The 25,856-nt window shown below is 71.4% G+C and carries 28 protein-coding genes; 14 read left to right on the top strand and 14 right to left on the bottom strand.

Going from position 1 to position 25,856, the window contains the following annotated elements; genetic code table 11:
* Window positions 1–315: 315 nt before the first annotated feature.
* Both KDL01_RS09115 and KDL01_RS09110 read right to left on the bottom strand, forming a co-directional pair.
* Window positions 316–1,038, bottom strand: coding sequence for a hypothetical protein (locus tag KDL01_RS09115; RefSeq protein WP_212527943.1), 723 nt, complete (start codon window positions 1,036–1,038; stop codon window positions 316–318).
* The gene (locus KDL01_RS09110) at window positions 1,035–1,172 is read right to left on the bottom strand and encodes a hypothetical protein (protein ID WP_212527942.1); all 138 of its coding nucleotides are present in this window, start codon (window positions 1,170–1,172) and stop codon (window positions 1,035–1,037) included. Before KDL01_RS09110 ends, KDL01_RS09115 begins: the two co-directional genes overlap by 4 nt.
* A 115-nt stretch (window positions 1,173–1,287) precedes the next feature.
* On the opposite strand from KDL01_RS09110, the gene KDL01_RS09105 reads away from it, so the two are divergent.
* The 4 genes from KDL01_RS09105 (at window position 1,288) to KDL01_RS09090 (ending at window position 5,288) form a co-directional block, all read left to right on the top strand.
* A complete protein-coding gene (locus KDL01_RS09105; protein WP_212527941.1) occupies window positions 1,288–2,214 on the top strand; it encodes a phosphotransferase enzyme family protein in 927 nt (308 codons plus the stop codon).
* A 164-nt stretch (window positions 2,215–2,378) separates the two neighbouring features.
* Window positions 2,379–4,148 (top strand): hypothetical protein, encoded by a 1,770-nt coding sequence (locus KDL01_RS09100; RefSeq protein WP_212527940.1) that lies wholly within the window; start codon window positions 2,379–2,381, stop codon window positions 4,146–4,148.
* Window positions 4,149–4,543: 395 nt separating this feature from the next.
* Entirely contained in the window at window positions 4,544–5,014 is a 471-nt protein-coding gene (locus KDL01_RS09095) for a LytR C-terminal domain-containing protein (RefSeq protein ID WP_212527939.1), read from the top strand.
* Between the two features lie 13 nt (window positions 5,015–5,027).
* The gene (locus KDL01_RS09090) at window positions 5,028–5,288 is read left to right on the top strand and encodes a hypothetical protein (RefSeq protein WP_212527938.1); all 261 of its coding nucleotides are present in this window, start codon (window positions 5,028–5,030) and stop codon (window positions 5,286–5,288) included.
* Between the two features lie 102 nt (window positions 5,289–5,390).
* Here the strand turns inward: KDL01_RS09090 and KDL01_RS09085 are convergent, their stop codons facing one another.
* Entirely contained in the window at window positions 5,391–5,867 is a 477-nt protein-coding gene (locus KDL01_RS09085; protein WP_212527937.1) for a MarR family winged helix-turn-helix transcriptional regulator, read from the bottom strand.
* Between the two features lie 94 nt (window positions 5,868–5,961).
* Here KDL01_RS09085 and KDL01_RS09080 point away from each other — a divergent pair, with 94 nt between their 5' ends.
* Window positions 5,962–6,915, top strand: coding sequence for an NAD-dependent epimerase/dehydratase family protein (locus KDL01_RS09080; protein ID WP_212527936.1), 954 nt, complete (start codon window positions 5,962–5,964; stop codon window positions 6,913–6,915).
* Between the two features lie 125 nt (window positions 6,916–7,040).
* Complete coding sequence (locus tag KDL01_RS09075; protein WP_212527935.1) at window positions 7,041–7,454, top strand: nitroreductase family deazaflavin-dependent oxidoreductase; 414 nt, start codon at window positions 7,041–7,043, stop codon at window positions 7,452–7,454.
* Window positions 7,455–7,721: 267 nt separating this feature from the next.
* On the opposite strand, the gene KDL01_RS09070 is transcribed toward KDL01_RS09075, so the two are convergent.
* On the bottom strand, window positions 7,722–8,072 hold the full coding sequence (locus tag KDL01_RS09070) for a TraR/DksA family transcriptional regulator (protein WP_212527934.1): 351 nt from the start codon (window positions 8,070–8,072) through the stop codon (window positions 7,722–7,724).
* Between the two features lie 142 nt (window positions 8,073–8,214).
* Here KDL01_RS09070 and KDL01_RS45170 point away from each other — a divergent pair, with 142 nt between their 5' ends.
* From KDL01_RS45170 to KDL01_RS09055, 3 genes are all read left to right on the top strand, one after another.
* Window positions 8,215–9,303 (top strand): MDR family NADP-dependent oxidoreductase, encoded by a 1,089-nt coding sequence (locus KDL01_RS45170; RefSeq protein ID WP_212527933.1) that lies wholly within the window; start codon window positions 8,215–8,217, stop codon window positions 9,301–9,303.
* Window positions 9,304–9,336: 33 nt separating this feature from the next.
* Window positions 9,337–9,696 carry a MerR family transcriptional regulator gene (locus KDL01_RS44455; protein ID WP_212527932.1) on the top strand — a complete coding sequence of 120 codons (360 nt, stop codon included), beginning with the start codon at window positions 9,337–9,339 and terminating at the stop codon, window positions 9,694–9,696.
* Between the two features lie 431 nt (window positions 9,697–10,127).
* Complete coding sequence (locus tag KDL01_RS09055; RefSeq protein ID WP_212527931.1) at window positions 10,128–11,402, top strand: MFS transporter; 1,275 nt, start codon at window positions 10,128–10,130, stop codon at window positions 11,400–11,402.
* A gap of 22 nt (window positions 11,403–11,424) precedes the next feature.
* Here the strand turns inward: KDL01_RS09055 and KDL01_RS09050 are convergent, their stop codons facing one another.
* The 3 genes from KDL01_RS09050 to KDL01_RS09040 form a co-directional block, all read right to left on the bottom strand.
* Window positions 11,425–11,829: a (R)-mandelonitrile lyase gene (locus KDL01_RS09050; RefSeq protein ID WP_212527930.1), complete on the bottom strand. Its 405-nt coding sequence runs from the start codon at window positions 11,827–11,829 to the stop codon at window positions 11,425–11,427.
* Window positions 11,830–11,862: 33 nt separating this feature from the next.
* The gene (locus KDL01_RS09045; protein ID WP_212527929.1) at window positions 11,863–12,195 is read right to left on the bottom strand and encodes a carboxymuconolactone decarboxylase family protein; all 333 of its coding nucleotides are present in this window, start codon (window positions 12,193–12,195) and stop codon (window positions 11,863–11,865) included.
* A gap of 239 nt (window positions 12,196–12,434) precedes the next feature.
* Complete coding sequence (locus KDL01_RS09040; RefSeq protein ID WP_212527928.1) at window positions 12,435–13,292, bottom strand: helix-turn-helix transcriptional regulator; 858 nt, start codon at window positions 13,290–13,292, stop codon at window positions 12,435–12,437.
* A 149-nt stretch (window positions 13,293–13,441) separates the two neighbouring features.
* Between KDL01_RS09040 and KDL01_RS09035 the strand changes: the two genes are divergently transcribed.
* The 3 genes from KDL01_RS09035 to KDL01_RS09025 all read left to right on the top strand — a co-directional run bounded on the left by KDL01_RS09035 (window position 13,442) and on the right by KDL01_RS09025 (window position 15,304).
* Window positions 13,442–14,332: an aldo/keto reductase gene (locus tag KDL01_RS09035; RefSeq protein WP_212527927.1), complete on the top strand. Its 891-nt coding sequence runs from the start codon at window positions 13,442–13,444 to the stop codon at window positions 14,330–14,332.
* A 66-nt stretch (window positions 14,333–14,398) separates the two neighbouring features.
* A complete protein-coding gene (locus KDL01_RS09030) occupies window positions 14,399–14,833 on the top strand; it encodes a MarR family winged helix-turn-helix transcriptional regulator (RefSeq protein WP_307846194.1) in 435 nt (144 codons plus the stop codon).
* 102 nt (window positions 14,834–14,935) lie between these two features.
* Entirely contained in the window at window positions 14,936–15,304 is a 369-nt protein-coding gene (locus KDL01_RS09025; protein ID WP_246576168.1) for a hypothetical protein, read from the top strand.
* 100 nt (window positions 15,305–15,404) lie between these two features.
* Here KDL01_RS09025 and KDL01_RS09020 read toward each other — a convergent pair whose 3' ends face one another.
* The 7 genes from KDL01_RS09020 to KDL01_RS08990 all read right to left on the bottom strand — a co-directional run bounded on the left by KDL01_RS09020 (window position 15,405) and on the right by KDL01_RS08990 (window position 23,873).
* Window positions 15,405–15,950, bottom strand: a complete 546-nt coding sequence (locus tag KDL01_RS09020) for a carboxymuconolactone decarboxylase family protein (protein WP_212527925.1) — start codon at window positions 15,948–15,950, stop codon at window positions 15,405–15,407.
* 98 nt (window positions 15,951–16,048) lie between these two features.
* On the bottom strand, window positions 16,049–17,347 hold the full coding sequence (locus KDL01_RS09015) for a tetratricopeptide repeat protein (RefSeq protein ID WP_212527924.1): 1,299 nt from the start codon (window positions 17,345–17,347) through the stop codon (window positions 16,049–16,051).
* A gap of 187 nt (window positions 17,348–17,534) precedes the next feature.
* The gene (locus KDL01_RS09010) at window positions 17,535–17,915 is read right to left on the bottom strand and encodes a hypothetical protein (RefSeq protein WP_212527923.1); all 381 of its coding nucleotides are present in this window, start codon (window positions 17,913–17,915) and stop codon (window positions 17,535–17,537) included.
* Between the two features lie 20 nt (window positions 17,916–17,935).
* Window positions 17,936–20,530, bottom strand: a complete 2,595-nt coding sequence (locus KDL01_RS09005) for a CHAT domain-containing protein (RefSeq protein ID WP_212527922.1) — start codon at window positions 20,528–20,530, stop codon at window positions 17,936–17,938.
* 83 nt (window positions 20,531–20,613) lie between these two features.
* Entirely contained in the window at window positions 20,614–21,921 is a 1,308-nt protein-coding gene (locus KDL01_RS09000) for an MFS transporter (protein ID WP_212527921.1), read from the bottom strand.
* A gap of 123 nt (window positions 21,922–22,044) precedes the next feature.
* The gene (locus tag KDL01_RS08995) at window positions 22,045–22,539 is read right to left on the bottom strand and encodes a nuclear transport factor 2 family protein (protein ID WP_212527920.1); all 495 of its coding nucleotides are present in this window, start codon (window positions 22,537–22,539) and stop codon (window positions 22,045–22,047) included.
* Window positions 22,536–23,873 (bottom strand): CNNM domain-containing protein, encoded by a 1,338-nt coding sequence (locus tag KDL01_RS08990; protein ID WP_212527919.1) that lies wholly within the window; start codon window positions 23,871–23,873, stop codon window positions 22,536–22,538. The genes KDL01_RS08995 and KDL01_RS08990 overlap by 4 nt, the downstream gene beginning before the upstream one ends.
* A gap of 165 nt (window positions 23,874–24,038) precedes the next feature.
* Between KDL01_RS08990 and KDL01_RS08985 the strand changes: the two genes are divergently transcribed.
* Window positions 24,039–25,082: a hypothetical protein gene (locus tag KDL01_RS08985; protein ID WP_212527918.1), complete on the top strand. Its 1,044-nt coding sequence runs from the start codon at window positions 24,039–24,041 to the stop codon at window positions 25,080–25,082.
* Window positions 25,079–25,723 carry a DUF5134 domain-containing protein gene (locus KDL01_RS08980; RefSeq protein ID WP_212527917.1) on the top strand — a complete coding sequence of 215 codons (645 nt, stop codon included), beginning with the start codon at window positions 25,079–25,081 and terminating at the stop codon, window positions 25,721–25,723. Before KDL01_RS08985 ends, KDL01_RS08980 begins: the two co-directional genes overlap by 4 nt.
* The last annotated feature ends 133 nt before the right edge of the window (window positions 25,724–25,856 follow it).

Here is a 25,856-nt window from a genome sequence, read left to right as displayed (position 1 = left end):
TCAGCTCCCGACACGTGACCCACACGTCGGGACCTGCCAGTTCACCCGTCCACTCACCCTGCATGACAGCATTCTGGCCCAACCGCTGCGCGGCCGGGCCAGAACAGAGATCTTCATCGGACTTCTAGGTCGTGTCTTCAAAGGTTCGCCGGGGCCGCGACGCCTGCCACGCACGCTCGCGGCGTTGCCGGACCGTTTACAGACGACCGAGTATGCGCGCGGCCCGGCGCCTTGCGAGCGCACGCGTCAGACGCCGCGGCCTGACCCGACGCCCCTTTGAAGACACTCCCTAGGCCGCGCGCTACCCCGTCCGCGCTACCCCGTCGGGCTCGCCGACGCCCGCCAGTCGCCGACCCATCCGGTGATCAGGCCGTCCAGAGCCCCCGTCGCGTCGTACGACCCGGCCTTCGTCTCCAGGGCGTCGCAGGCCGGGTCGTAGGTCACGGCCACCCCCCGTGGCGAGCCCTGGGCGTAGACGAACACGATGACGGCGCTGCCGAAGCCCTGCAGGCAGAACCTCGATCCGGCGTAGGGCGTCCCCGCGTTCGCAGCGGTGCGCAGGGCGGTAACGTCGGCCGGGTCGGTCACCGTCGCGGAGCGCACCGGCTTCCCGTCCGGGCCGTAGCGGCAGACCACCGCGGCCACCGGGGCTCCGGCCACGGCCGGCCCGGTGGGCGCGGTCCTCGGCTCCACCACGCGGTAGGCGTCCGCCTCGGCCGCGCAGGTCGGAAGCGCCACCGGGCCGGCCGACGCGGTGGCCGTCGCGGCTCCGGACGCGGCGTCCGAGACGCTCGCCGCCTTCTGGCCGGGTCCGAGGGCGGTGACGCCCGCCGCCGTCCCGGCGGCCACCAGCGCGATCGCCGCGGTCGCGCTCCATCGAGTCCTGCGTCGGCGCGCGATGCCCCCGGCCCGCACGCGCTCGGCCAGGTCGGGGGAGGTGTGCACGGACGCCACGACCTGGTCGAGCACTTCGCGGGTGACGGCCTCGTTCGGGTCTCTGCCGCTCGGCGCGCCCTGATTCAGTTCGGGGTCGTTCACGACAGCTCCTTGATCGTCGCGTCGACGGGTGCTCCTCGGCGGTGTGCGGGTCCCCGGTGAGCAGGCACGCCCGCCCGTACCCAGCGCTCGCGCCGCGCCGCCACGTAGTCGGCGAAGCCGATCTGTTCGCTCATACCCGTACTCACCCCCTCTGGGGCCCGGAAGGTTGCCTGGATTCGATAACGCTTGGGCCACGGCGAGCTGCGCCGAGGCGGGAAAACCGGTTGCCGCGCGGGGGAGACTTGCTGCGTGTCCGACGTGATGCGGTCCCTGGCCGAACCCGAGGCCTTGCGCAGGATCATCGAGCGGGACTGGCAGGTGCCCGTCGAGGCGGTCGTCCTGCACCGGTCCTTCGCGAACGACGTGTACGTGGTCGAGCCCGGCCACTACCTGAAGGTCTACCGCCACGGCTGGCGCGGGTCGGAGGAGGTCGCCTGGGAGGGTGAACTGATCGCGCACCTGATCGACCAAGGGATCCCGGTGGCGCCCATCAAGCGCCGCCCCGACGGTTCGATGGCAGGGGTGTGGGACGCCCCCGAGGGGCCCCGGCCGCTGGTGTTGATGGACCGGGTGGAGGGGCGCCGCCCGCCGTATCCCTTCCCGCCGAGCCTGCACCGGGCGCACGGTCGACTCATGGCCCGGATCCACGCCGCGGGCGACACCTTCACCTCGCCCGGGCGGCGCCGCCCGCGCGATCTGGCGACGCTGCTGGAGGAGCCCCTGGCCCAGGTGCTCCCGCGGCTCACGGAGCCCGACCGGTCCATGGTCACGCGTGTCGCCGAGGCCACGCGCAAGGCCCTGGAAGGCCTGTCGCCGACCATCGCCCTGTGTCAGGGCGACGCGACCATGGACAACGTCCTGATCGTCGGCGGCACCGACGACGAGCCGGAACTGGTGGTCTTCGACTTCGACCTCGCCGGCGTGGGCTGGGCGGCCGCGGACTTCCCGTACGGCGCGCCGAACTGGGACCACTTCCTCGCGGGCTACACCGAGGTGCGGCCGGTCACGGCCGACGATCTGGCCGCAGGACCCTGGATCGCCGCCGCCGGGCTGATCGAGAACCTCCGCTTCCACCTGGTCACCAAGCCCCTGTGGCGCGGTGCGGAGTCGCTGGCCGAGGGCTGGCTGGCGGAGGTCCTCGAGGACCTCCGGAAGCTCGACGCGGGCGCGCGCTAGCCTTCTCACCCAACTGTCATCAAAATTATCGATAATCCTGAGTCAGGGGAGTCTACGGTCTGGGACTCGTACCAGCCGCACGGTCCGCTCCACCCCCCGACCCATGGGGGCGGCGGACGCGCGCGGCTGAGCCCATGCAACCCGATGCACAAGGAGGTACACGGGTGGACATCAGACGTAGAACCGTTTTTCAGGGTGCCGGCGTCGCGGCGCTGGCCGCGTTCGGAATCGCCGAGGGCGCGGGCACGGCCCTGGCTGACGGCTCGTCGGGCGCCGCCGCCGGCGCGAGCGGGCAGGACGCGCTGGAGTTCGACTCCGCCGCCTGGTCCTACGACTCGACCAACGACGTCTACTACCAGATCGGGGCCGCCTACGCTGCGAACCCGGCCGCGACGGACTACGAGAACCTCTCGATCTACGTGCCCGGCGCCTACCTGACGGCGTCGCTCAACAGCGACGGGAGCACGTACACCGCGCGGCTCAGCCAGAAGGGCACCGTCGGTGCGTACTCGGCGCGCACGGCGCCGATCGTGGTCCCGGTCAACACTCCCGGCTACTCCGCGCAGTCCCCGGCCACGTCCTACAGCTACAGCGCGGTCGCGCAGTACCTCGAGGCCGGATTCATCTACGTGTGGCCGGGCATGCGCGGCACGTCCAGCTCGACCAGCACCCTCACCGGCGACGCCCCGTGGGGCGTGACCGACCTCAAGGCCGCCATCCGCTACCTGCGCTACAACCGTAGCGTGCTGCCCGGCAGTACGGACGACATCTACCTGTTCGGCATGAGCGGTGGCGGCGCCCAGGACACGGTGGCCGGCTCGTCCGGTGACAGTGCCCTGTACTTCCCCTACCTGCGCGCGATCGGCGCGGCGATGGAGGACGCGCACGGCCGGCCGCTGAGCGATGCCGTCGCCGGCGTCATGGCCTGGTGCCCGATCACCAGCCTGCACGAGGCGAACCTGTCCTACGAATGGAACATGGGCCAGTTCGCCTCGACCGACACCCGTGCGGCCGGCACCTGGACCAGCGCCTACTCGACGGACCTGGCCAACGCCTGGGCCAAGTACGTCAACCGCCTGGGCCTGCGCGACGAGCACGGCAGGCGGCTGGAGCTGGCCGAGTCCAGCAGCGGCGTCTACCTGGCCGGCAGCTACTACGAGTACGTCATCTCAGTGATCACCACGTCGCTCAACGACTTCCTGGTCGATACGGCGTTCCCTTACACGTACACGCAGTCCTCGTTCGGGCCGCCGCCCTCCGGCGGCTCGACCACGCCCCCGAGCACGAGTTCGACCTCGACCACGTTCCAGACGGTCGAGGACTACATCGCGTATCTCAACACCGACACCACCTGGGTCACCTACGACTCCGCGACCAACACCGTCGAGGTGCTCGATCTGGGCGGCTTCGTCAACAGCCAGAAGAACGCGAGCAAGCCGGTCGGCGCCTTCGACGGGTACTCCCGCGAGCAGACGGAGAACGGCGTGTTCGGCATGGGCCTGAACGCGCCGTCGCACTTCGCGCCGCTCACCCGCGACGTCATCGCGGCGAACCAGGCGAAGTACGCCGCGTACTCCGACTGGGATTCCTCCTACGGCGCCGCCGCGTACGACAGTGACTTCGCCCAGCGCGACGACGCCGGGAAGGACGTGGCCTGGCGGGTCGACGCCTACAACCCGCTGTACTACCTCTCGCCCGCCTTCGGCGGCTACCGGCAGTCGCAGGTGGCTCCGCACTGGCGCATCCGCACCGGGATCATGCAGGGCGACACCGCGAACACGACTGAGATCAACGTGCTGCTGGCCCTGCAGAACTACGGCATCCGCAACGTCGACTTCGCCACCGTATGGGCCCTGCCACACACCGAGGCCGAGCGCACCGGCGACCCGACGACGAACTTCATCGACTGGGTGGAGTCCATCGTCACGAAGTGACCGTCGGCCCGTACGGCGGAGTCCGGCCGCTGAGGCCCGCTTCCCGCCGCGCGAAGGTTCCGCGTGGCCGGAGGCGGGCCTTCGCGGCGACATGCTGACGGCAAGTCAGCTCGCGACTGCTGACAGCAGGTCAGCTAAAGTGTGATGGTCTGTTACGCCAAGCGTGGTACTTCGGGTCTGCATGCGAATACCCCGGGCGACGACCTGGGTATCAACGCAGCATGAACTCGTATTTTCATATAAGGCGTCGGACTCCTGAGGGTGCGGCGCCCGCCGCTTCGGCCAGTACGCAGCGCTCGCTCAGGCAGCTGTGCGGGAAACGCTTCAGCGTGCCGTTCGACGACGGGTATGTTCCCCCGCGAAGGCGGCGCAGGCGCACCCATATGCTCGTCGCCATGATCGCCGGCTGGGCGCTGGCGCTCGGGGTGAGCGCCTACAGCTTCCTGACCAGCTCGCCCGAGCGCAACACGGTCGCCTCGGTGTGCGACGCGCCCGCTCACGGCTCCGCGGCCGGGTTCGCCGTCGGGTCCGACCCGGGCGGCCCCGACGGCCTGATGGCCGGGCAGGCCAACTTCATCCTCAACGTCTACAACTCGACGAAGAGGGACTCCCTGGCCGCCCAGACCGCCACCCAGCTCCAGCAGCGCGGCTTCGTCGTCGACGTGGTGTCCAACGACCCGCTCAAGTCCAACCTGACCATCGCGGCGCAGGTGTGGGGCGCGCAGTCGGAGATGAACGAGCTGCGCACCGTGGCGGCCGAGGTGCCCGGCGCGCAGATCATGACCGACAGCCGCAAGGACCCGAGCGTCGACCTCATCCTGGGCAACAGGTTCACCTCCCTGGCCAAGGCCTCGTCCGCGTGCTGATCGAGGAGCGGCCATGACCACTTCACCGCAGGAACCACCGACGGCCGAGTCGGCGAAGGGCTACGTCCTGCGCGGCGGGCCGCTCGACGGAGCGGCCGCGCGCGAGCGCCGGCCGGCCTTCGTGCACCTCGAGCACTACAACGGCGACGGCGACGTCTACCGGCCCAGCGGCCACCCCGACGGGGAACGCCCCGAGCTCGAGCGCTACGACTTCGAGGAGATGGGCACGGACCAGGGGCGGCGTCATCACGGCCGCTCCGAGGGATCCGGGTAGTACGCCGGAGCTCGAAAGAGACCAGGGCCGGTAATCCGTCGGGATTCCCGGCCCTGTCTTTCCGTCTGGCGATCTTTCAGCCTGTCTGTCCGCCCGATGTCCTCAGCGCTCGGGCGCGGCGCGCTGCTGCGTGATCAGGGCGAGCAGGTGCGCCTTGAACTCGGCGGCGTGCTCCTCGTCCATCACCCCGGCGACGAAGGCGCGCTCGGCCTCGTCGCTCGCCGCGAGCGCGGCCGCGAAGGTCTCGCGGCCCTGCGCCGTGAGTTCGACGAGATTGCGGCGGCGGTCCTCCTCGGCCGGGCGGCGCGCCACGATCCCCTTCGCCTCGAGCCCGTCGAGCAGCGCCACCATCGTGGTCCGGTCCACCGCGAGGCCGCGCGCCGCCTCCTGCTGCGAGGCGGGGCCGAGGCCGTCGAGCACGATGAGCACCGCGAGTTCACGGCCGCTCAGGTCGAACCGGGCGAGCGCCGGCGTGGTGATCTCGGCCAGCGCCTGCTGGACGTGCTTGAACAGGTAACCGAGCCGCGAGCTGAGCTGGGGCCCGACGCTGGGTCCGGTCTCCTCCGACTGTCTCGACATGCCTTTCATCGTAGGGCTAGACTAATCGTCAGCCATACTGATGGTCAGCGCTGCTGAACAAGTAGGCATGTGGGGGAAGGAAGGATGACGCATCGTGCTGCTCGTCACCGGCGGTCTCGGGTTCATCGGATCGCACACCACCCGGGCGCTGCTCGACCGCGGCGAGACCTGCGTGCTCGCCCAGCGGCGCGCCGAGACCGACGCCCCGCTGTTCCCGGACGAGGTCGGCGAACGCGTCCACCTCGAGCGGGTCGACGTCACCGACCGCCGCGCGCTGTTCGACCTCGGCGAGAGACACGAGATCACCGGGATCGTGCACCTGGCCGGGGCGTACTTCGGCGACCCGGTCCACGACGCGCGGGCGAACCTGGAGGCGCTGCTCAACCTGGTCGAGGCCGCGCGCACCTGGAACGTGCGGCGGATGGGCGTGGCCAGCTCGATCGGCGTCTACGACGGGGGCGGCGCCGGCCCGCAGCACGAGGCCCAGCCGCTGCCGCTCACCGCCCACCACGCCATCGCCGCGTCCAAGAAGGTCGACGAGATCCTGGTCTCGCACCTCGGCGAGGCGACCGGCGTGGAGATCTACAGCGCCCGCATCGGCGCGATCTGGGGCCCGCTCGGCCGCGCCACCTCGCGTTTCTTCGCGCTCCCGCAGCTGGTTCACGCGGCGGTGGCGGGCGAGCCGGTGGATGTCGCCGCCTTGCCCGGGGGCGTGTTGCCTTACGCCGAGGACGGTATCGACCTGCTCTACGTCCGCGACTGCGGCAGAGCACTGGCCTGCCTGCAGCTCGCCGACCAGCTCCAGGACCGCGTCTACAACGTCTCCGGCGGACGCATGACGACGTACGGCGAGGTTGCGGATGCCCTGACCGCGGCCGTACCCGGCCACATCGCCCCGCTCCAATCCGGCGGCGACCCGGACCCGCGGTTCCCGGCCATGTGGCTCGACATCAGCAGGCTGCGCCGCGACACCGGATACGAGCCCTCATTCGACACCACCCGGGCGGTCGTGGACTACGTCGCCTGGATCCGGAGCCGGTCCGCGTAGCGCGACACGCCGACGACACGCCGCCGACGCGGTGCGGCCCGCGTCCCCGCGCCCCCGGTCGCCCGGGCGACACAGAGATCGATACCCTCGTCCGGGTAACGATCCATCGCAGGGGAAGGCCGCAGATGTCCGAGGCGCAGGACTGGAACACCACCGTCATCAAGGAGTTTCGCGAGAATGAGGGCAAGGTCGGCGGGATGTTCGAGGGGGCGCCGATGATCCTGGTGCACCACACGGGCGCCAAGTCGGGCAACGAGCGGGTCACGCCGCTGGTCTACTTCCGCGAGAGCGAGCGGATCTTCATCTTCGCCAGCAAGGGCGGCGCGTCGGAGAACCCGGCCTGGTTCCACAACCTGGTCGCGAACCCGAAGACCCGGGTCGAGGTCGGCGCCGAGACGTTCGAGGTGATCGCCCGCGTGCTCGAGGGCGCGGAGCGGGACGAGTACTACGCCAAGCAGGCCGCGCTGATGCCGAACTTCGCCGACTACGCGAGCAAGACGACGCGCACCATCCCGGTCATCGAGCTCGAACGCGTCTGACGCCTCGGCTTCCGGCGCGCCGGCGGCGCCTCGGCGACACCCCGGCGGACCCCGTCGGGGTGTCGTTCTCGAAGTCGCCGCTCAGATCACTGCGTTCTCCCGCCATAGCGGCCGTGTCAGGGCTATGGTGTGGTTGATGCCGCTCCGGCGGCAGGCGCGGCCGCTGGATCCCCCGTCTCAGTGGCCGCCGCGTCCCGGCCCAGCGCTCTCCCCCCCGGCGCTGGGCCGGGCCCTTCTCCGCAGGTGTGGCTCGGCGCTGCGACCGGGTCAGGACCTGCCTCGGCCTCCGGTATCGGCGGCGCAGTTCACGCAGGTGCGCGCGGCCGGGCGTACCTCGAGGCGCTCGGCGGGGATGGGCGCGCCGCACACCTCGCATCGTCCGTAGTCGCCCGAGTCCAGACGCTCGAGCGCGAGATCGAGGTCGGTGACGTGGGTGCGGGCGGCCGCGAGCAGCGCGGCCACGTGCGCGCGCTCGAAGGCGGTGCTCGCGCCCTCCGGGTCGTGCTCGTCGTCCACCGCGACCAGGGCGTTCGCCTCGAGCAGGTCCTCGTACTCCCGGCTCAGCGCCGCGATCTGCGCGACCGCGCGATCCCGTGCGTCAGCGAGCAGGGGCCTCATAGCGGATGAATCGCCCATAGCGACGAAAGCGCCGCGGGCTCGCCGGGTATTCCCGCTTGACCTTGTCGTATGGGTCAAGCTCTAGCCTCGGGGTCGAACCGGCCCCGCCCGGACGTGCGCGATCATCCGAGGAGCGTCCACCGTGAACGTGAAGAGCGCGAGCACTTCCTCCGACCCGCGCACCGCCCGTGAGGTCCGCCTCGTCGTACGGTCGCGGGACCTGCCCACGACGGCCGATTTCCGCATCGCCGAGGTCTCCCTCCCCGAACCCGCGTCCGGACAGGTCCTGGTGCGCAACCACTGGTTCGCGGCGCGCGCGGTGATGCGGGCGCTGATGGGGGAGGGGGAACTGCCCATGCCGCGCTACCGGCCGGGCGCCGCGCTGTGGGGCCCGGCGGTGGGCCGGGTGGTGCGGCGCGGTGATGCCGACGGGCCTGTCCCGGGCACGTGGGTGCTGCACGGGCTGGGCTGGCGTGACTTCGCCCTCGTCCCGACCGGACAGCTCGAGCAGATCGCGCCCGCGGACGTGGAGGTGGCCGCCGACGAGGACGCGGTGACCGACGGGCCGCGGCAGGACGCTGACGCGCGGGACCGGCTGCTGGCGCATCTGGCCCAGGGCGAGACCGCGTACGCCGGGCTGATGGGCGCCGCCCGTCTGCGGCCGGGAGACACGGTCTTCGTTTCCAGCGCGGCGGGGTCCGTCGGCAGCATGGCCGGCCAGATCGCCCGGCTCAAAGGCGCCGGGCGGGTGATCGGCAGCGCCGGCGGGCCCGCGAAGGTCGCCTGGCTGCTCGACGAACTCGGCTACGACGCCGCCTTCGACCACCGCGAGCGTCCGGTGGTCGAGCAATTGCGTCGCGCCGCGCCTGAGGGGATCGACGTGTACTTCGACAACGTGGGCGGAGAGCAGCTGCGCGCCGCCCTCGAGCTGGCTCGCCCGGGTGCCCGATTCGCCCTGTGCGGCGTCCTGGGTCAGCAGGGCGGTGGCGAGCTGCCGGGACTCGAACTCGACACCTTCGTCGTGATCGCCAAGAGCCTCCGCCTCCAGGGCTTCACCGCACGCGACTACCCCGATCTCTCGCCGCAGTACGAGAAAGAGCTGGCACAGTGGCTTGCCGAAAGTCGGCTGGTCATACCGGCTGTGCGCTACCGCGGCCTGGACGCAGCGCCCGAAGCGCTACTCGCCCTCCTCGGCGGCCGCCACACCGGTAACGTGATAGTCGAGCTCTGAGCTCGCCGGACGCGGCGAAGAGGGGGGACTCACGTGCAGATCGGCGACGCGGCCCGAGAGGCCGGCACCACGACGCGTGCGCTCCGTTATTACGAACAGCAGGGGCTGCTCTCGCCCGGCCGCACCGGCCGGGGTTATCGCCAGTACGACCAGGCCTCCGTGCGGCGGGTGCGCAACATCCGCGAGCTGCTGGCCCTCGGGTTCACCATCGATGACGTGCGTACCTTCGCCGACCTCTTGGACCAGGAGCTTCCCGCGCGTTTCGCCCTAGCCGACGATTCAGGGCGCTGTGACACGGCCATGAGGGTGGCCCAGGAGCGCGTCGCCGCTCTCGAGGAGCGCATCAGCCATTTGACGCACCTACGCGACCGGCTCCACCAGCGGCTCGGCTAGGGCCGTCCTGCGGGCGGGAGCCGGACCGGCCCTCAGCGGCTCGTGGTCGCGAGGGCGGTAATGGTCGCATGGGCATGGAGACTATTGACATCTGGTGCCCGGGGCGCTGAGACTGACCCCATGATCCGGGTTCCGCTGACCACCAGGAGCCACATCGACTTCGGTCGCGTGTGGTCCTGCTCCTGTCGCTGACCCCGTAGATCATCTGAATCAGCGTCCTGTCGCCGTTCACATCGCCATCGTCGTCCGTCACGCCGTGGCAGGTGTCCAAGGTTCTCCCCGTCGCCTCCTCGCGCGGTCTTCGCGCCCTGCTTCGCGTGCCCGATTCGGCCGCGCTCGGGCCGGGGTTCGCCGGGCGGCCATACCCACGGAGCCCCCGCCATGAGCACGAGACGATCCGCGAATGCCGCGTTCCCCGATCGCGGGCGACGGTGAGCTCCCGGCCGACCGGCGCCTTTCCCGCGCTGCGGGTGCGGGACTACCGCCTGTACTGGAGCGCGGGCGTGCTCTCCAACATCGGGACCGCCATGCAGGGCACCGCGCTGGACTGGTACGTACTCTCTCGTACCCACAGCGGTACGGCGGTCGGCTGGACCGCCGGGCTGCAGTTCGCCCCGGTCCTGCTGTTCGGCCTGTGGGGCGGAGTGGTCGCCGACCGCAGGAACCGGCGCAACCTGCAGCTGGCCGCGCAGTCGCTCTACGCGCTCCAGGCGCTGATCCTGACGGTCGCGGTGTTCTCCGGGCACGGTCCCGTCTGGCTGGTCTACCTGCTCGCCTTCACCCTCGGCTGCGTCTTCACGGTGGAGAACCCGGCCCGGCTCTCCTTCGTCGCCGAACTGGTCGGCCGGCCGCTCATTCCCAACGCCGCGGGCTTGAACATCCTCTCGTTCAACGCGGCCCGGCTCGTCGGACCCGCCATCGCAGGGGTGCTCATCAGCGCGTTCGGCACCGGCTGGGTGTTCGCCGTCAACACCGCGTCCTTCGCCGCGGTGCTCGCGGCGCTGCTGGCCATCCGCCCGCGCGCCGCGGCCGCAGCAGCCGCCGGGCCCGCCACGTCGTGGCTGCGTGCGCCCCGAGAGGGGCTGCGCTACATCCTGGACCGTCCGGGCCTGGTCGGCGTCTTCGCGATCTTCGGGCTCACCGCCACCCTCGCGGTGAACTTCCCGATCACGCTGACGCTGTTCGCCGGGCGCGTCTTCGACACCGGATCGACCGGCCTCGGCCTGATGAACACGGCGCTGTCCGTGGGCACCGTCGCCGGGACCCTCACCGCGAGCCGAAGCCGCGTGCCCGGCCCGCGCAAGGTCGTGATCAGCGCCCTGCTGTTCGCGGCGGCCGAGGCGGGCGCCGCGTACGCGCCGGAGTATCGAAGCTTCCTGCTTCTGCTCATACCCGTCGGCTTCCTGCTGATGACGTTGAACACCGCGGTCAGCGCGTACGCCCAGACGCACGTGGACGAGGCGGTCCGGGGCCGGGTGATGGCCTTCTACACGGTCGTCTCGATGGGCGCCACCCCGCTCGGCGGCCCGGCCGTCGGCTGGATCTCCCAGCACGCCGGAGCGCGGTCCGGCCTGGCCTGCAGCGCGGCGCTCGCGGCGCTCGGCACCCTCGGCGTCGGACTCTGGCTCGCCCGGGCTTCGAAGCGAGCCGAGCCGGGAGTCGGGCCGATGCGCGTCGAGGCCACGAGCGTCGCCGGCGGGGTATGACCCGGGTCGTCACCCGGGTGCCTCAGCAGCAGCGGGTGCCGGTGCGCGGGCCCTGGTATTCGTCCTCGGTGACGTGTTCGAGCCAGGAGACCTCGTCGGCCTCCCACAGCGCGAGGTGGCTCATGAACCGCCCGGGGGCCGCGCCGTGCCAGTGCTCCTCGCCCGGCGGGGTCCAGATCACGTCGCCGGGGTGGGCCTCGAGGATCTCGCCGCCGCGCGACTGGATCAGCGCGATGCCCTCGACGATGTAGAGGGTCTGGCCGAGGCCGTGCGAGTGCCATGCGGTGCGGGCACCGGGCGCGAACTTGACCATGTTCGCCCGGGCGCGGGAGGGTTCCTCTCCGCGGTAGACGACGTCGAACCACACGTCTCCGGTGAACATCTCGGCCGGGGCCTTGGTGGTCGGGGGCTGCTTGAGCAGTTGCATCGTGCGTAGGTTCCTTTCGGGGTCGTGCCGTGCTCAGCCGGTCTCGGCGCTGCGCTCGGTGAGGGCCTTGAGTTGGGTGATGGCGGTCAGGGCGTTGGGCCAGCCGGCGTAGAACGCCAGGTGGGTGAGCGCCTCGACCAGTTCGTCCACGCTCAGTCCGTTCTTGAGCGCGAAGTCCAGGTGGTAGCCGAGTTGCTCGGTGCGGTAGAGCGCGGCCAGCGCGGTGACGGTGATCAGGCTGCGGTCGCGCGGGGACAGGCCCGGGCGTTCCCAGATGTCGCCGAACACGACGTCGTTGGTCAGCTCGATGAGTTTGGGCGCGAACTCGGCGAGCGGGTGCTCGGGCGGAAAGGGCTGCGTAGTCATATCAATGCTCCTTCTGAGGACAGGTACCGAAGACACAGGTGGAACACCGACTATCCAACCCGAGCCCGCGGCGGAGTGGGAGTCCGTGACGTGACAGGTACCAGCAGGGACCCCCTCGCGCATGCGGGCGCGCCGAAGAAACCCGCCGTCCGCGACGGCGCGACCGGCCGGCGGGTCCACCGTGAATCAACGCTCAGCGAATCAAGGCTCGGTGAATCGAGGCTCGGCGCCGCGGCCGGTCAGTTCACTTCGGCCATGGTCGCGCTCCAGCTCGCGAGCAGCTTGAGTCCGTCCTCGCTCGCGCTGCCCGGCGGGGCGCTGTACATCGCCACCTGCAGCCCGCTGTCGTCCGGCAGCAGCATCGTCTCGTGCTCGAGCTCGAGTTCGCCGACGACCGGGCGGCGCAGCCGTTTGCGGCCTTCGCGGAAGACGTGCACGTCGTGGGCGCCCCAGAGCACGCGGAAGGCGTCGCTGCGGGTGGAGAGCTCGCCGATCAGGTTCGACAGTGCGCGGTCGTACGGATTCTTCGCGGCCTCGACCCGCAGCGATCCGACGACGTTCCTGGCGACGCGCTCCCAGTCGAGGTAGAAATCACGGCCGGCCGAGGTCAGGAAGCTGAAACGGGCCGAGTTCGCCTGGCAGGTCGGGTCGGCGTACATCTCGGAGAACAGCGCGTGCCCGAGCGGGTTGGCGGCCACGAAGTCGAACCGGTTGTTGCGCACGATCGCCGGCACCGTCGGCATCGCGTCCAGCATGCGCTGCAGGGTGGGGCGCACGCCGGACGCGGCGGGTCGGCGGCGCGCGCGTGCGGGTGTCGTGTTCGCCGCGCGGGCCAGGTCGTAGAGATGGGTGCGCTCGGTCTCGTCGAGCCGCAGGGCCTGGGCGAGCGCGTCGAGGACACCGTCGGAGACACCGCCGAGGTTGCCGCGCTCGAGGCGCGTGTAGTACTCGACGCTCACCCCGGCGAGCGTCGCCACCTCGCCGCGGCGCAGTCCGGCGACGCGGCGGCTGCCGTAGACCGGCAGGCCGGCCTGCTCCGGAGTGAGCCGGTCGCGGCGGGACTTCAAGAAATCACGGATTTCCGCCCGGTTGTCCATCCCACCAGCCTAAGCGCGGCCCGTCCCGGGTGGGGGTCCCTGACAGTACCCCCACCGGCAGTGACTCGCACCCTTCGCCACCGGCTGTTTGTGTGGTCGGTGAGAAACCCGGCGCACACCCAGCGAATATCCGAGCGAAGGAACAGACCATGTCCACTACCCGGCCCCACATCCCCAGGATCACGCTGTCGGACGGCACCACGATCCCCCAGCTCGGCTTCGGCACGCTCCGTGTGCAGCCGGACCGCGAGCAGTCCGCGACGAACGCCGAGATCACCGCGCAGGTCGTCGGCCTCGCGCTGGAGGCCGGCTACCGGCACATCGACACCGCCCAGAACTACGGCAACGAGCAGGGCGTGGGCCAGGCGATCGCCGCCAGCGGCATCCCGAGGGACGAGCTGTACATCACGAGCAAGCTCGGCGACCACAACCACCGCCCGGACGACGTGCTGCGCTCGTTCGAGCAGACACTCGAGCGCCTCGGCCTCGACTACCTCGACCTCTTCCTGATCCACTGGCCGCTGCCCACCCAGTACGACGGCGACTACGCCTCGACCTGGAAGGCCATGACCGAACTCGTGGCGCAGGGCCGACTGCGTTCCGCCGGGGTCTCGAACTTCCAACCGGCCCACCTGGAGCGCATCGTCGCCGCGACGGGCGTCGCGCCGACGGTCAACCAGTTCGAGCTGCACCCGTACTTCACCAACGAGGCCGCGCGCGCGGCGTCGGCACGGCTCGGCATCGCGATCGAAGCCCACAGCCCCCTCGGACACGACGGCAAGCCGCTCGAGGACGCCACCATCACCCGCATCGCCTCCGCCCACGGGAAGACCACCGCGCAGATCATCCTGCGCTGGCACCTCCAGCGCGGCCACGTCGTCATCCCCAAGTCCGCGCGCCCCGCGCGGATGGCGGAGAACCTCGCCGTCTTCGACTTCGAACTGACCGCCGAGGAGATCGCCTCCATCGACGCACTCGACCGGGCGGCGAGCGGCCGCGTCGGGCCCGACCCGGACACCTACCCGGGACAGCCCGACTGACGGCTTGACGACGACTCGCCGCCGGGGCCTTGCCCAAGGTAGTCCGATATCGTATTATTCGAAATCGTGAAGTCCGAGATCGTACCGCCGTCCGTGGGTGGCGCGCTGCTGGCCCTGCAGCGTGCCACCCACGCCACCTTGCACCTGATCGCCACCGAACTCGTCGACCTCGACCTGAGTCCCTCCGAGATCAACGCGCTGGCCAACCTCGCCGACGGTGTGGGCCGCACCGTCTCGCAGCTCGGCGCCGCCGTCGGGGCGAAACCGACCACCCTCACCAGCGTGCTCGACCGGCTCGAACGCCGCGGCCACGTCACCCGCAGCACCCGCGCGGGCGACCGGCGCTCCGTCCTGATCGAACTGACCGACTCCGGACGCGAGGCCGCCGCTGTCATCACCCGGACCCTCGCCGACATCGAACACCGCGCCCTTGGCGCCCTGCCCCCCGAGGCGGTCGCCGGCTTCCATGCCGTCCTGAACGCGCTGACCACGGAAGGCTGATGAACCATGCAGGACCACGCCGGGCACGTCAGGGCTCACGCACACTCCGATGAGAGCGCGAGCCGAACGCCGTCACCGTTCCCGGAACTGATGGCGGAGGTCATGTCCACCGCCGACCGCTTCGCCCACCGCCAGCACGTCCACCTGACCTACCTCGCCGTCTGCCGCTACGGCACCGCCGCCGCCATCGACCTGGTTAGCGACGGTATCCAGTCGGTCGCGCGGTACGCCGGCGCCCCGCAGAAGTACAACGCCACCGTCAGCCGCGCCTGGGTCGAACTCGTGGCTCACCACACCGAGCACTCCGACGCCGCCGACTTCGACACCTTCGCCGAACGCAACCCCGTGCTGCTCGACAAGAGGCTGCTCACCCGCTTCTACCGGCCCGCGACGCTGGCCTGCACCGAGGCGCGCACCGGCTGGGTCGCCCCCGACCTCAGCCCCTTCCCGTGGAATGCCACCCACGCCTAGCGTGCCGCCGCGGACCTGACGGTCCGCACACCTGCACCCCGTACCTCGCACCCGATGGTGTGTCAGGCGCGAGGCGCGAGGCGCGGGATCGGGCTCCGCGTCAGCCGAGGCCCTGGTAGCCGTTGGCGATGATGTGGTGGGCGGCGTGGACGTAGTCCTCCGGGTCGGCCGGGAGGGTGCCGAGGCCGTCGACGTAGCGGTTGAACATGCAGAACGCGGCGGCGATCAGCACGGTGTCGTGGACCTCGACATCGGTCGCGCCCTCGGCCTTGGCCGCCTCGACCAGCTCGCCGGTGACGGTGCGCCCGCCCTCGCGGACGGCGGCGGCGATCGCGAGCAGCGCGCGCAGCTTGGCCGAGATCGGGGCCGTGTTCCGGTCCGCGCGCACCTGCTCGACCAGCGGCAGGCCCTGCTCGAGCTGGGCCGCGGCGAACGCGGAGTGCGAGTCGCGGCAGAACTCGCAATCGTTCAGGCCCGAGACGTACGCGGCGATCAGCTCCCGCTCGCCCGGGGTGAGCGAGTTCGGGCCGCGCAGCAGCACGTCGGCCAGCGCGCCGAGCGGCTTGGCCGTCTCCGGCCGGAATTGCATCAGACCATTGATCCCGGGGGACTTGCGCTCGTCGACGCCCAGATCGATGTGAGCCATAAGGAGCCTCCTGCAGCAGTCGGAACTTGTCGCCCGCCCAGTCTGCCTCAGCAGGGCTCGGATTCACTATCAGGGCTCGGATTCACTACCCCGGTCGATCAGGGGGGCGATCCGCCGAGCGCCCCGAGCATGCGGATCGCCGCGGCACGGGCCGGGTGCTGCTCGGGCATGCCCTGCACGGCCCGCTGCAACAGCACCGCCGCTTCGGAGAGCATCGCGGTGTCCTGTGTCAGCGCCCCGCGCTGGATCTTCGCCATGGCCAGGTTGTAGAGCCGGGCCGGCAGTTCGGGGTCGCGTGGAGGTGTGGCCGCGATCGCGGCCTCCAGGAGCGTGATGGCCTTGGCGATCAGCCTGAGGTCGGTGCCGCCACCGACTTCGGTGGTGCGCATGTGCTGCTGGGTGAACGCTCCGCCGAGGGTCGAGGTGATGCCGGGCCATTCCGGGTCGTCGGGACCCAACAGGCGCCGCGCCTCCTCGAGCGAGGTGATCGCCTGGTCCAGCGCGTCGTCGTCGTGCAGCACGCCGTTCTTGATCAGGAACGTGGACCCGAGGCTGGACTGGGCGTATCCGCGCGCCCGGTCCCCGTGCGCACCCTCGACCGCCGCCCGGCCGGCCCGCACCGCCTCGTCGAGCAGCGCGGGCTCACGCTTGCGCTCGAAGTCCGCGCGCAGCAGCGAGCCGCGGATCCGCAGGGCTTCGGCCTGCGCGGGTGAGCCCGCCACGCACTGCTCCACCGCCTGCCGGCTCGCGAGCAGTGCCGCGTCCAGGACATCGGGATCGCGCTCGGCGAGGAAGGTGCGGTGCAGCGCCGCCACCAAGCCAAGCGGGTCGTTGATGTCCTCCACCCGCACCGGGTTGTCCTGCACGGTCCGGTCGCCCGGGAACGGCTTCTCCGGCACGCTCTGCCCGCTGTCCAGCATCCTGCTGACCAGTGCGAGCTTGCCGAGGACGGCCGGATCTTCGTCCTGTCCCGCCGTGGCCAGGAGGGCACGCTCGCACCACAGCCGCGCTTCGTCCGCATGGCCGTGGGTGAACAGCGCCAGCGCGAGCGAGGACATCGCCATCGTGCTGCCCGCTGTCGCCGCCTTGCGCCAGAACTCCACGGCCTCGGCCAGGTCGCCCCGTCGTTCCAACAGGTTGCCGAGGTTGTTGACCGCGTCCGCGTCGCCGGTCTGCGCCGCGATGCGCAGCCACGGCTCGGCCTCGCGGGGCCGGTTCATCTGCTGGAGCAGGACGCCGAGGGTGCTCATCGCCGGCACCGAGTTCGCGTCCGCCGCGCGCCGCAACAGCGCCTCGGCCCGACGCACCTCGCCCAGCTGCTGCCAGAGAAGCAGGGCGATGTCATGCACCCGGCCCAGATCCTCGGTCCTGGCCGCCGCGTCGGTCAGCCTTCGCACAGCCGTGTCACGGTCGCCCGCCCTCAGCGCGACCATGGCCACTATGACCAGGGCGTCCGAGTCTTCGCCGGGTCTTCCCCCGCGCCGCCATCTCATGGGCCCGACCTCCCGGTGACACCCAGTCAGTGTGGCCAACAGTACGGGACACGCCGCTCCACCGCACGAGAGTGGCGGTAGTCTGGCTCGTTCAGTGCGCAAGCTCCTCCGGGGGATCGCAGGCGAGCACGACCCACCGGGATGTCGCCTGGTCCCGCGAGATGCGCAGCCACTCGTCCCTGCGGGCCGGGAGCCGGACCTGTGCCAGCTGCTCGGACGCGGTCGCGGTCATCGTCGCCGGCACGCGCAGGACGATGCGCTCCTCGGGGAAGACGAGCGTGACCGTGCCGACGTCCTTGATCTCGCCCTTCGCCCGCCGGCGGCCCTTGCGCGAGAGGACGTGTTTGATCTTTGCGTACGCGTCCTCGCCGCCCTTGGTCGCGATCGCCTGGACGAACGGCAGCAGGGCCGTGCCTGTCAGGGCGCCGAGTAAGACGTCGACGGCTCCGCGCTCCGGATCACGATCGGTCATACCGCCCATGGTGCCGTAATTCAGCCGCCCACGTGGACGAACGCCGCCCACACCGCCGCCGGGCAGGTGTCGCGCAGCTCGCGCACCGCGGTGTGCAGCGCCCGCGCGGGCGGGGACCGGGTGAGCAGTGCGTCGTAGAAGCGGTCCGCGGTACTGCGCGCGATCCGGTCGCGCACCGGCCACAGGGTCCCGATCACGTGCTGGAATCCGGCCATGTGACACGCGCCCGCGACGTGGAGCGCCTCGTCGGCCAGGCGTGGCGGGGGAGCGTTCGTCTCGCACGCCGACAAGTAGGCCATCTCGGCTCTGGTCAGGCGCAGCCGTGCGATGTCCGCGACGGTGAGCGGGGCCGTGGCGTGGTCCCACAGGACGAGCCCGCCGGCGAACCCGTCCGCGGCGCTCGTGGCATGACACGCGAAGTGCGCCCAACTGTGCCGCGGCAGCGCATCGAGCACGCTCTCGCGCGTTGCCTTGTCGCCGTTGAGGATCCGTGCATGCGGGAACTTCCGTGCGATGTCCGCGACCTCCAGTTCGACGGCCGGGAGAGCGGCCACGCCGGGCGCCGAGGGCACGGCCACGGCCAGCGGGTCGGACCCACCGCGGGTGATCGGCGGCGCGGTCCACGTGGAGATCAGACCACGCAGCGTCGGAGCGTAGGACGACACCACCCGGTCGGACGCGTCGCCCGCCGCATGCAGCGGCAGGGCGGCCAGCGGCCCGGTCGGGATCCACCAGAGCCGAGGCAACTCGTGCTGCGGCGCGGCCTGATCGAGGCCGAGCGCCCGCAAGACCGGGCCGGTCAGCACATCCGCGAGCCAGTCGAGTATCTCCTGGACGTGCTCTGACGGTCCCATCCGCAGCCGCGCGGCACGTTCCGCGCAGTCCGTCAGCGTCAGGCCCGGCAACGGCACCACGGTCACGCTGCGATCGCGCAGCAGCAGGGCGTCGCAACGCAGTTCACTCACATTCACCATCACCACCGGCCCGTGCCCGGCGGCCACCGCCAGCATCTCCTCGACGCCCGGGGGACGCAGGAACCGCGCGAAGCCCGGGCGCGACCGGATCGTCTCGACCAGGCTCTGCCACTCCTCGGCCAGGGCATGGCGGTGTTCACCGGTCAGTGCGGTGTCGACGTCGGATCGGGTGATGAACGACGGGTCGTGCGGCGCGTCGAGCGCGGTCCGCACCTCCGCGAACCGGCGCGCGAGATCAGGGTGCTGCTCTTCCAGGTCGGTCAGCTCGGTACGGGCGTCGAGCGCGTGCGCGAGCATCACGCCCCGCCCCTGTTCCAGCAGCGCCACCGCCGACTCGGGCTCACCCGACTGGATCGCGCACGCCGCGGCGTCCGACGCGAGCCCGGCGAACACGCCCAGTGCCCGCTCCCGGTCCGCCTGCGTCACCCGCCGCGGCGCGGTGTGCGGAAGCAGGCCGACGGCCAGCACGAAGGGCACCAGGGCACCGGCCCAGTCCGCACGCCACAGCTCGATATACGCCCATTGTCTAGCCGCCGCGACCCGCTGCCACGGCGGGAAGGCAGGTTCCTGCGCCACCTGCCGACACAGGGCGACGGCCGCGTCGTCGTCGCCCTGGAAGCCCAGCGCGAGCCCGTGCCAGAACAGGGCCGTGGCCCGAGAGGGGTGGCCCTGCGGCGTCTCCTGCACCGCTGTCGCCGTGGCCGCGGCCAGCCGCTCTCCCGCGCGCCGCCACTGCGCCGAGGACCTGGTCCGGCGCGCGAACCGGGACGGCGTGGCGATGCCGGTGCCCATCGCGATCAGCTCCAGCCGCCGAGCCTGCGCCAGCGCGTTGGCGCGTTCGGCCCGGTTGGGATGGCCCTGCGGAGTCTGCTTCACCGCCTGCTCCGCGAGGCGTCCGGCCTCACGCAGATCCTCCGGCCGTCTGGTCGCGGTGTAGCGGGCGAGCAGGACGAGGGCGAGGTTGGAACGGAAGCGGTCCTGAAGCAGCGGCATCGACGCCTGCGCCGCCGCGCGGGCGAGCACGACGGCCTGATCGAGCAGCGAGATGTCCCGGCTGGACTCGAACCGCAGCCGCAGGGCCTCGGCCAGATTCGACTTGGCGATCACGGAGCCGTCGCCGGACGCCTCGTCCGCCTCGACCACCGCCCGGAACAGCGTGACGGCGTCGTCGAGCGCCGAGGTGTCGCCGTGGTGCAGATACAGCGTCTGCAAGCCCTCGGCCAGATTGCTCGACCGCGCCGAGCGCATGGGGTGTCCCCCGGGAGTGGCCTCCAGCACGCGCCGGCTGAGCTCGATCGACTCGGTCAGATCGGCCACGGCGCCCGAGACGCGCCAGCGCATGCGCAGCGTCGCGGCCAGGTTCGACGCACTCGCCAGATGCTCCGGGTCCGACGCGTACCGTCCCACAGCGTATCGCAGCAGTCCGATGGCCTCGTGGAGATCCGCCCGGTCCCCGAGCCGCTCATACCGCGACCAGAGCGAGACGGCGAGGCCGTTCGCGACGGGCCCGTCCATGCGTGTCATCGTGAGCATGCGAAAGCCCAGGACCGCCGCCTCGAGTTCGGACCAGGTCCCCGTGCGCTCGTAGGCTTCGAAATGCGCCTGCGCCCGCTCGTACTCGCCGATGAAGGGCTCTGTCATGAGGCCACTGGCCCATCTCTCCGATCGCGAGAAGCCGCACCGCGGACGGGGTTCCCAGCCCGGGGCAGGTCAACTGTACGAGGTCATGTCTGGCTTCCAGCCTCGTATCGGGCCACTTCCTCCCGTTCCGTCTCGGCCGCCTCGCGCAGCGAACGGTTCGAGAGCAACGGAATCGTGACGAGGGTGAGCAGGGCGAGCAGGCCGCCGCCGATCAGGAACGGTGCCCGCACTCCCATGCGGTCGACCAGGATCCCGCCGAGCGCGCCGCCGAGCGGCTCGGTGCTCAGCGCGATCATCCGGTACGCGCTCAGCACCCGCCCCTGCAGCCGGTCCGGCACGAGCCGCTGCCGGAACGAGATCGACACCACGGCGAAGACGGTGATTCCCATACCGCCCAGCAGCAGAGCGCCGGCCGCGGCGAAGACCTCGTGGGTCAGTGCCAGTCCGATCCGGCTGGCCGTGGCCAGGCCCAGCGCCGCGCTCAGGATCCGGCCGGGGCCGAGCGAGCGGGTGGCCCGCTCCACCAGCAGGCCCCCCAGCACCGCGCCGACGGCGGTCGCGGCCAGCAGCATCCCGTAGGCCGGCGGCCCGAGGTGCAGTTCGCGCCGGACGTAGAGCACGAAGACGGCCGAGCCGGCGGTGTAGGTGAGGTTGACCACGCCGACGGTCACCGCGAGCACCCGCATCGTCCGATGGCGCAGCAGCCAGGCGACACCCTCACGGATCTCGTGCGGCATCGAGGCCCGCGGCGCGGGCACCGCGGGCTTCGGCGCCATGGCCGTCCGGGCCGCTCGGCGGCGGAGGGCCAGCTTACGTATCATGAGGGCACTGATGCCGAAGGAGGCCGCGTTCGCGAACAGCGGCGCGCTGGCCGCCTCGGCGAACAGCAGCCCCCCGGCCGGCGGCCCGGCGAACTGCTCCCCGACGGTCTGGCTGACCGAGAGCCGCCCGTTGGCCCCCTCCAGCTTCTTGCCGCGCTCGGCCACCAGGCTCGGCACGGTCGCCTGGCTGGCGGTGTCGAACAGCGTCTGCCCGATCCCCAGCATCAGCCCCGCCCCGAGCAGCAGAGCGATGTCGGCGTGCCCGGTGGCGACCGTGACGGCCAGCGCCACGACCAGCAGAAACCTGACACCGTCGACGATCCACATCACCCGCAGCCGGTCCCACCGGTCCACCAGTGTGCCGCTGACCAGGCCGAGGAAGAGCCAGGGGACCGAGGTGACGGTGCCGCTGAGCCCGACCAGCGCGGCGTTCCCGGTCAGCGAGGCCGCCAGCAGCGGCAGCGCAGCCATGGACACGCCGTCGCCGAGGTAGGAGACGGACGCGGCCGTCCAGAGCCGGTCGAAATCACGGCCGAAGCTGAGGCCTCCCGGCTGAAAACGGAGTCGCAAGGCCGCTCCCGAGCTCAGACCGGGTGCTTCATCAGGACGCAGAGACTATGCGCGGGATCGAGCTTGTGGGCACCGGTCGCGTACCGTCACAGTGAATGTGGGGACTGATAAACTAGCACGAATTCAAGAGCGCGGCCGCCAAGCCCGCCGGTCCTCCTCGGACAGCGGGACCCGCGGGCCGTGGGGGATGCGCGGTACCGAGATGCGCCGGGCGATGCGCCAGCCGGCCGGGGTGCGGGTGAGTAGGTCGAGGTACTCGCCGTTGTGCACGCTCTGGTCCGCGAGCAGGGCGAGGTAGCGGCTGCGGGCCCGCACCAGGCCGTCTTCGCCGATGAACACGACCGTGTCCAGGGTGTGGTGGTCCAGGCCGCCTTCGGGCAGGGATGCGGCGAAGGCCTGGATCTCGGCGAGGCCGCGGGTGACCGTGCCGGCGCCGCGGGTCATCTCGATCACCACGTCCTCGGTGAACACGAGGTGGAACCGGTCGAGGTCGTGGTCGTCGAAGATGTGTGCGTAGGCGGCCAGCGTCTGGCGGATCTCGGCGAGTTCGGCCGCGTCGGGGACGGATCCGGCGGGGCTTTGGGCGGCCGGTGCCTGGGCGGGCGTGGGCGCGGTCACGCGGGGGTCCCGTCGAGCTGCTGGATGATGCCGAGCCGGTCCGCCAGCACCGTGTAGCGCACCACCCGCCCGTCCTGGATCGTCATGGTGCTGATGCTGGCGCCGGTGAACGCCTTGCCGGTGCCGGGCACGCCGAAGAGCGCGCCCTGGTGGATGCCCTCGATCCGCCAGTAGACGACCACCCGGTCGCCCTCGGCGATCAGATCCGTGATGGTGGCCTTCACGTCTTGGACGTTGTCCCACAGCCACAGCGCGTGCTGGCGGAAGTCGTCGCGGTCGCTGGTACCGCCGGAGTAGGCGCGGGTCTCGTCCACCGCGTCGGGGGCGACGATCTCCTCGAGCACGTCCTCCAGGCTCGCCACCCCGGCCATTCCGCCGTACTCGTCCAGCACCACCGCCATGCCCGCCTGTCCGCGCACGCGCTCGAGCAGTTCGTCGGCGGGCAGCGACTCGGGCACCAGCAGCGGCTCCGACATCAGCGCCGCCACCGGCACCCGGTCGCGCCGGTCGGACGGGACCGCGAGCGCGGCCTTGATGTGCATCACGCCCACCACGTCGTCGAGGGAGTCGCGGTAGACCGGGAAGCGGGAGAACCCGGTGGCCGCGCTGAGCTGGGTGACGTCCCGCGCGCTCGCGTCGGCACCTACTGCCTGTACATCGACCCGAGGGGTCATCACATTATGTGCTTTCAGTTCTCGCAGCCGTAGCGCCCGGACGAAGTGCTCCGCGGTCGTGCGTTCGAGCACGCCCTCGCGCGCGGAACGCCGGGCCAGCGCCACCAGCTCCTGCGGCGTGCGCGCCGAGGCGAGCTCCTCGGCCGGCTCGAGGCCCATCCGCCGCACGACCCGGTTCGCGGCCCGGTTCAGATGCCCGATCAGCAAGGAGAACGCCCGGGCGAACGCGTGCATCGGTCCGGCGACCGCCCGCGCCACCGCCAGCGGCCGTGCGATCGCCAGGTTCTTCGGCACCAGCTCGCCCGCCACCATCAGGACGCCGGTCGAGACCACCAGCCCGAGCACCAGCGCCGCGCTCTGCGCCTGGTCGCTCGACAGGCCCAGAGCCTCGAGCGGCCCGCGCAGCACCGCCGCGACCGAGGGCTCCGCCACCATTCCGATCACCAGGCTCGTCACGGTGATGCCCAGCTGCGCGGCCGAGAGCTGGAAGGTGAGATGCCGCACCGCGGCCAGGGCCCGCACCGCGCGCCGGTCGCCCGTCGCGGCGGCCCGCTCCACCTGCGAACGCTCCACCGTGGTCAGCGAGAACTCCGCCGCCACGAACCCCGCGCACAGCGCGGTCAGCGCCAGGGCCAGCAGGATCAGTAGCGCCTCGATCACGCCTCGTCACCCTAGTGGGCCGACCCGGCCCCGCGCCGTAACCGGGCCCGATACCGCGCGGCCGCCGCGTGCGCGCACTCGAAGAGCCCTGTCTGGCATCTTCTCCGCCGTGTCTCTCGCCCTTCTTCGGAAAATCTCAGGCCGGTCCGTGACGATGGAGGCACTATGACGCGAACCGCCACCTCCACCGGCCTCGGCCGTGGGACCCCGCCGGGCGCCACGGACGGTCACGCCTCGCTCACGCCGCGCCGCCGCCTGCAGCTGGTGCTGGCGGGACTCTGGGTGCTCGACGGACTGCTCAAGCTGCAGCCGTTCATGTTCACCAAGGACTTCGCGCCGATGACCTTCAGCGACGCCACCGACGGCGCGCCGGGCTGGCTGGCGAGGCCGATCCACTCGGTCTCGAACCTGGTCGGGCAGCACCCGGTCGGGCTGATGGTCCTGTTCGCGCTGATCGAGCTGGCCATCGGCTTCGGCATCGCCTGGCCGCGCACGGTCAGGCTCGGCCTGATCGGCTGCATCGTCTGGGTGCCGTTCCTGTGGTTCTTCGCCGAGGGACTCGGGGGCCTGGCCTCCGGTTCGCCCAGCGCCTTCGGCGGCGCGCCCGGCGCCTCGATCCTCTACGGCCTGCTCGCCGTCCTGCTCTGGCCGAACGACCGCGACGGCGCCGCCGACACCCCGCGCTCCGATACCCCCGGCTCCGGCGAAACCGTCGAGGCGACCCGCTTCGTCGGCATCCGCGCGGCCCGGGCCGTGTGGCTGGTGCTGTGGGGCCTGTTCGCCGTGCTCGCGTTCCTCCCCCACAACCTGGCGTCCGACGCGTTCTCCGACACGATCGCGGGCAACGTCGAGGGCGCGCCGGTCTGGTACGTCTCCCTGCTCGACCACGCCACGGCGTGGAGCTCCACCAAGGGCGCCGAGCTGGGCATCGTCTTCGGCCTCGCCCTCGCGCTGGTCGCCCTGAGCGTGCTCGCGCCCTGGCGGCGCGTGGTGCGGGCCGGCATCGTGCTCGCGCTCGGGCTCAGCGTGTTGATCTGGGTGTTCGGCGAGGGCCTCGGCATGCCGTTCATGGGCATGGGCACCGATCCCGACACCGCGCCGCTGCTGGCCGTCATCGCGCTCGTCTACTGGCCGCGCACGCGCCGGGCGGCGACGTCCGCCGCCACCTCCACGCCCCCTGCCGCCATCCCGGACGGAGCCGCCGCGTGAACGCCCCGTACTGGCTCTCCGACCTGGTCAGCCTCCTCATGCTGGTGCTCGGCCTCTACTCGCTCTGGCGGCTGCTGGTCGTGCGCTTCTGGGGTTACACCACCGACTACGAGACCGACGCGCTGCACCTGCTCGCCGGAGTCGCCGCCGCCGGCATCGTCTCGAGCTGGGCGCGCACGCTGCCGCGCCCGGTGTGGCTGGTGCTGTTCGCGGCCGCGGGCGTCTACTTCGCCTTCCGGGCAGCGCGCGCGTGGTCCGCCACCGCGCCCGAGCCGCGTCGGCGCATGCTCGGTGCCGTGGGCTGCTGCGCGGTCCTGGTCTACTGCTTCGCCGCCGGTGTCGCACCGTCCACCATCCACGGCTCGACGGCCGGCAGCTTCACCATGGCGGGCATGCCCGGCATGATCATGGACCAGACCGAGCACTTCCCCGCGCTCGGCCTGATCCTCGTCGTCGGCCTCGCGTTCGCCGCCGTCTTCGCCGTCAACCGGGCCGGTTCGATGCCGGTCACCAAACCGACCCCGGTCATCGGCGGCCCCGACGACGGCGCCCCCGTCGCGCTCGCCCCCCGCACGGTCGAGCTCGGCCGCGTGCTGCTGCTGCTCGTGCTCGCCTACGCCATCCTGACCAAGCTCGTCTGACCCCTCCACCCCTCCACTTCTTCGGATCCCGGCATCCGGCCGGACTCTCCTTCACGCTCTCCCCGTGAAAGCGCCGTGAAACAGCGGTGAATGCGGCTGCGCGCACCCTGTACTCAGGGCGGCCCGCTGCGCA

It is taken from the genome of Actinospica durhamensis (assembly GCF_018139695.1).
GTDB classification, from domain to species: domain Bacteria; phylum Actinomycetota; class Actinomycetes; order Streptomycetales; family Catenulisporaceae; genus Actinospica; species Actinospica durhamensis.
This window is presented reverse-complemented; position numbering and strand designations above follow the sequence as displayed.

What these genes read in the sequence shown, in the direction of transcription:
- KDL01_RS09035 (WP_212527927.1), top strand. Translation starts at nt 13,442, where the DNA reads ATGTCCACTACCCGGCCCCACATCCCCAGGATCACGCTGTCGGACGGC.
- KDL01_RS09050 (WP_212527930.1), bottom strand. Translation starts at nt 11,829, where the DNA reads ATGCAACTGCTCAAGCAGCCCCCGACCACCAAGGCCCCGGCCGAGATG.
- KDL01_RS09070 (WP_212527934.1), bottom strand. Translation starts at nt 8,072, where the DNA reads ATGAGGCCCCTGCTCGCTGACGCACGGGATCGCGCGGTCGCGCAGATC.
- KDL01_RS09005 (WP_212527922.1), bottom strand. Translation starts at nt 20,530, where the DNA reads ATGACAGAGCCCTTCATCGGCGAGTACGAGCGGGCGCAGGCGCATTTC.
- KDL01_RS09040 (WP_212527928.1), bottom strand. Translation starts at nt 13,292, where the DNA reads ATGGACAACCGGGCGGAAATCCGTGATTTCTTGAAGTCCCGCCGCGAC.
- KDL01_RS09075 (WP_212527935.1), top strand. Translation starts at nt 7,041, where the DNA reads ATGTCCGAGGCGCAGGACTGGAACACCACCGTCATCAAGGAGTTTCGC.
- KDL01_RS09090 (WP_212527938.1), top strand. Translation starts at nt 5,028, where the DNA reads ATGACCACTTCACCGCAGGAACCACCGACGGCCGAGTCGGCGAAGGGC.
- KDL01_RS09110 (WP_212527942.1), bottom strand. Translation starts at nt 1,172, where the DNA reads ATGAGCGAACAGATCGGCTTCGCCGACTACGTGGCGGCGCGGCGCGAG.
- KDL01_RS09010 (WP_212527923.1), bottom strand. Translation starts at nt 17,915, where the DNA reads ATGACCGATCGTGATCCGGAGCGCGGAGCCGTCGACGTCTTACTCGGC.
- KDL01_RS08985 (WP_212527918.1), top strand. Translation starts at nt 24,039, where the DNA reads ATGACGCGAACCGCCACCTCCACCGGCCTCGGCCGTGGGACCCCGCCG.
- KDL01_RS09045 (WP_212527929.1), bottom strand. Translation starts at nt 12,195, where the DNA reads ATGACTACGCAGCCCTTTCCGCCCGAGCACCCGCTCGCCGAGTTCGCG.
- KDL01_RS09020 (WP_212527925.1), bottom strand. Translation starts at nt 15,950, where the DNA reads ATGGCTCACATCGATCTGGGCGTCGACGAGCGCAAGTCCCCCGGGATC.
- KDL01_RS09085 (WP_212527937.1), bottom strand. Translation starts at nt 5,867, where the DNA reads ATGTCGAGACAGTCGGAGGAGACCGGACCCAGCGTCGGGCCCCAGCTC.
- KDL01_RS09095 (WP_212527939.1), top strand. Translation starts at nt 4,544, where the DNA reads ATGATCGCCGGCTGGGCGCTGGCGCTCGGGGTGAGCGCCTACAGCTTC.
- KDL01_RS09025 (WP_246576168.1), top strand. Translation starts at nt 14,936, where the DNA reads ATGTCCACCGCCGACCGCTTCGCCCACCGCCAGCACGTCCACCTGACC.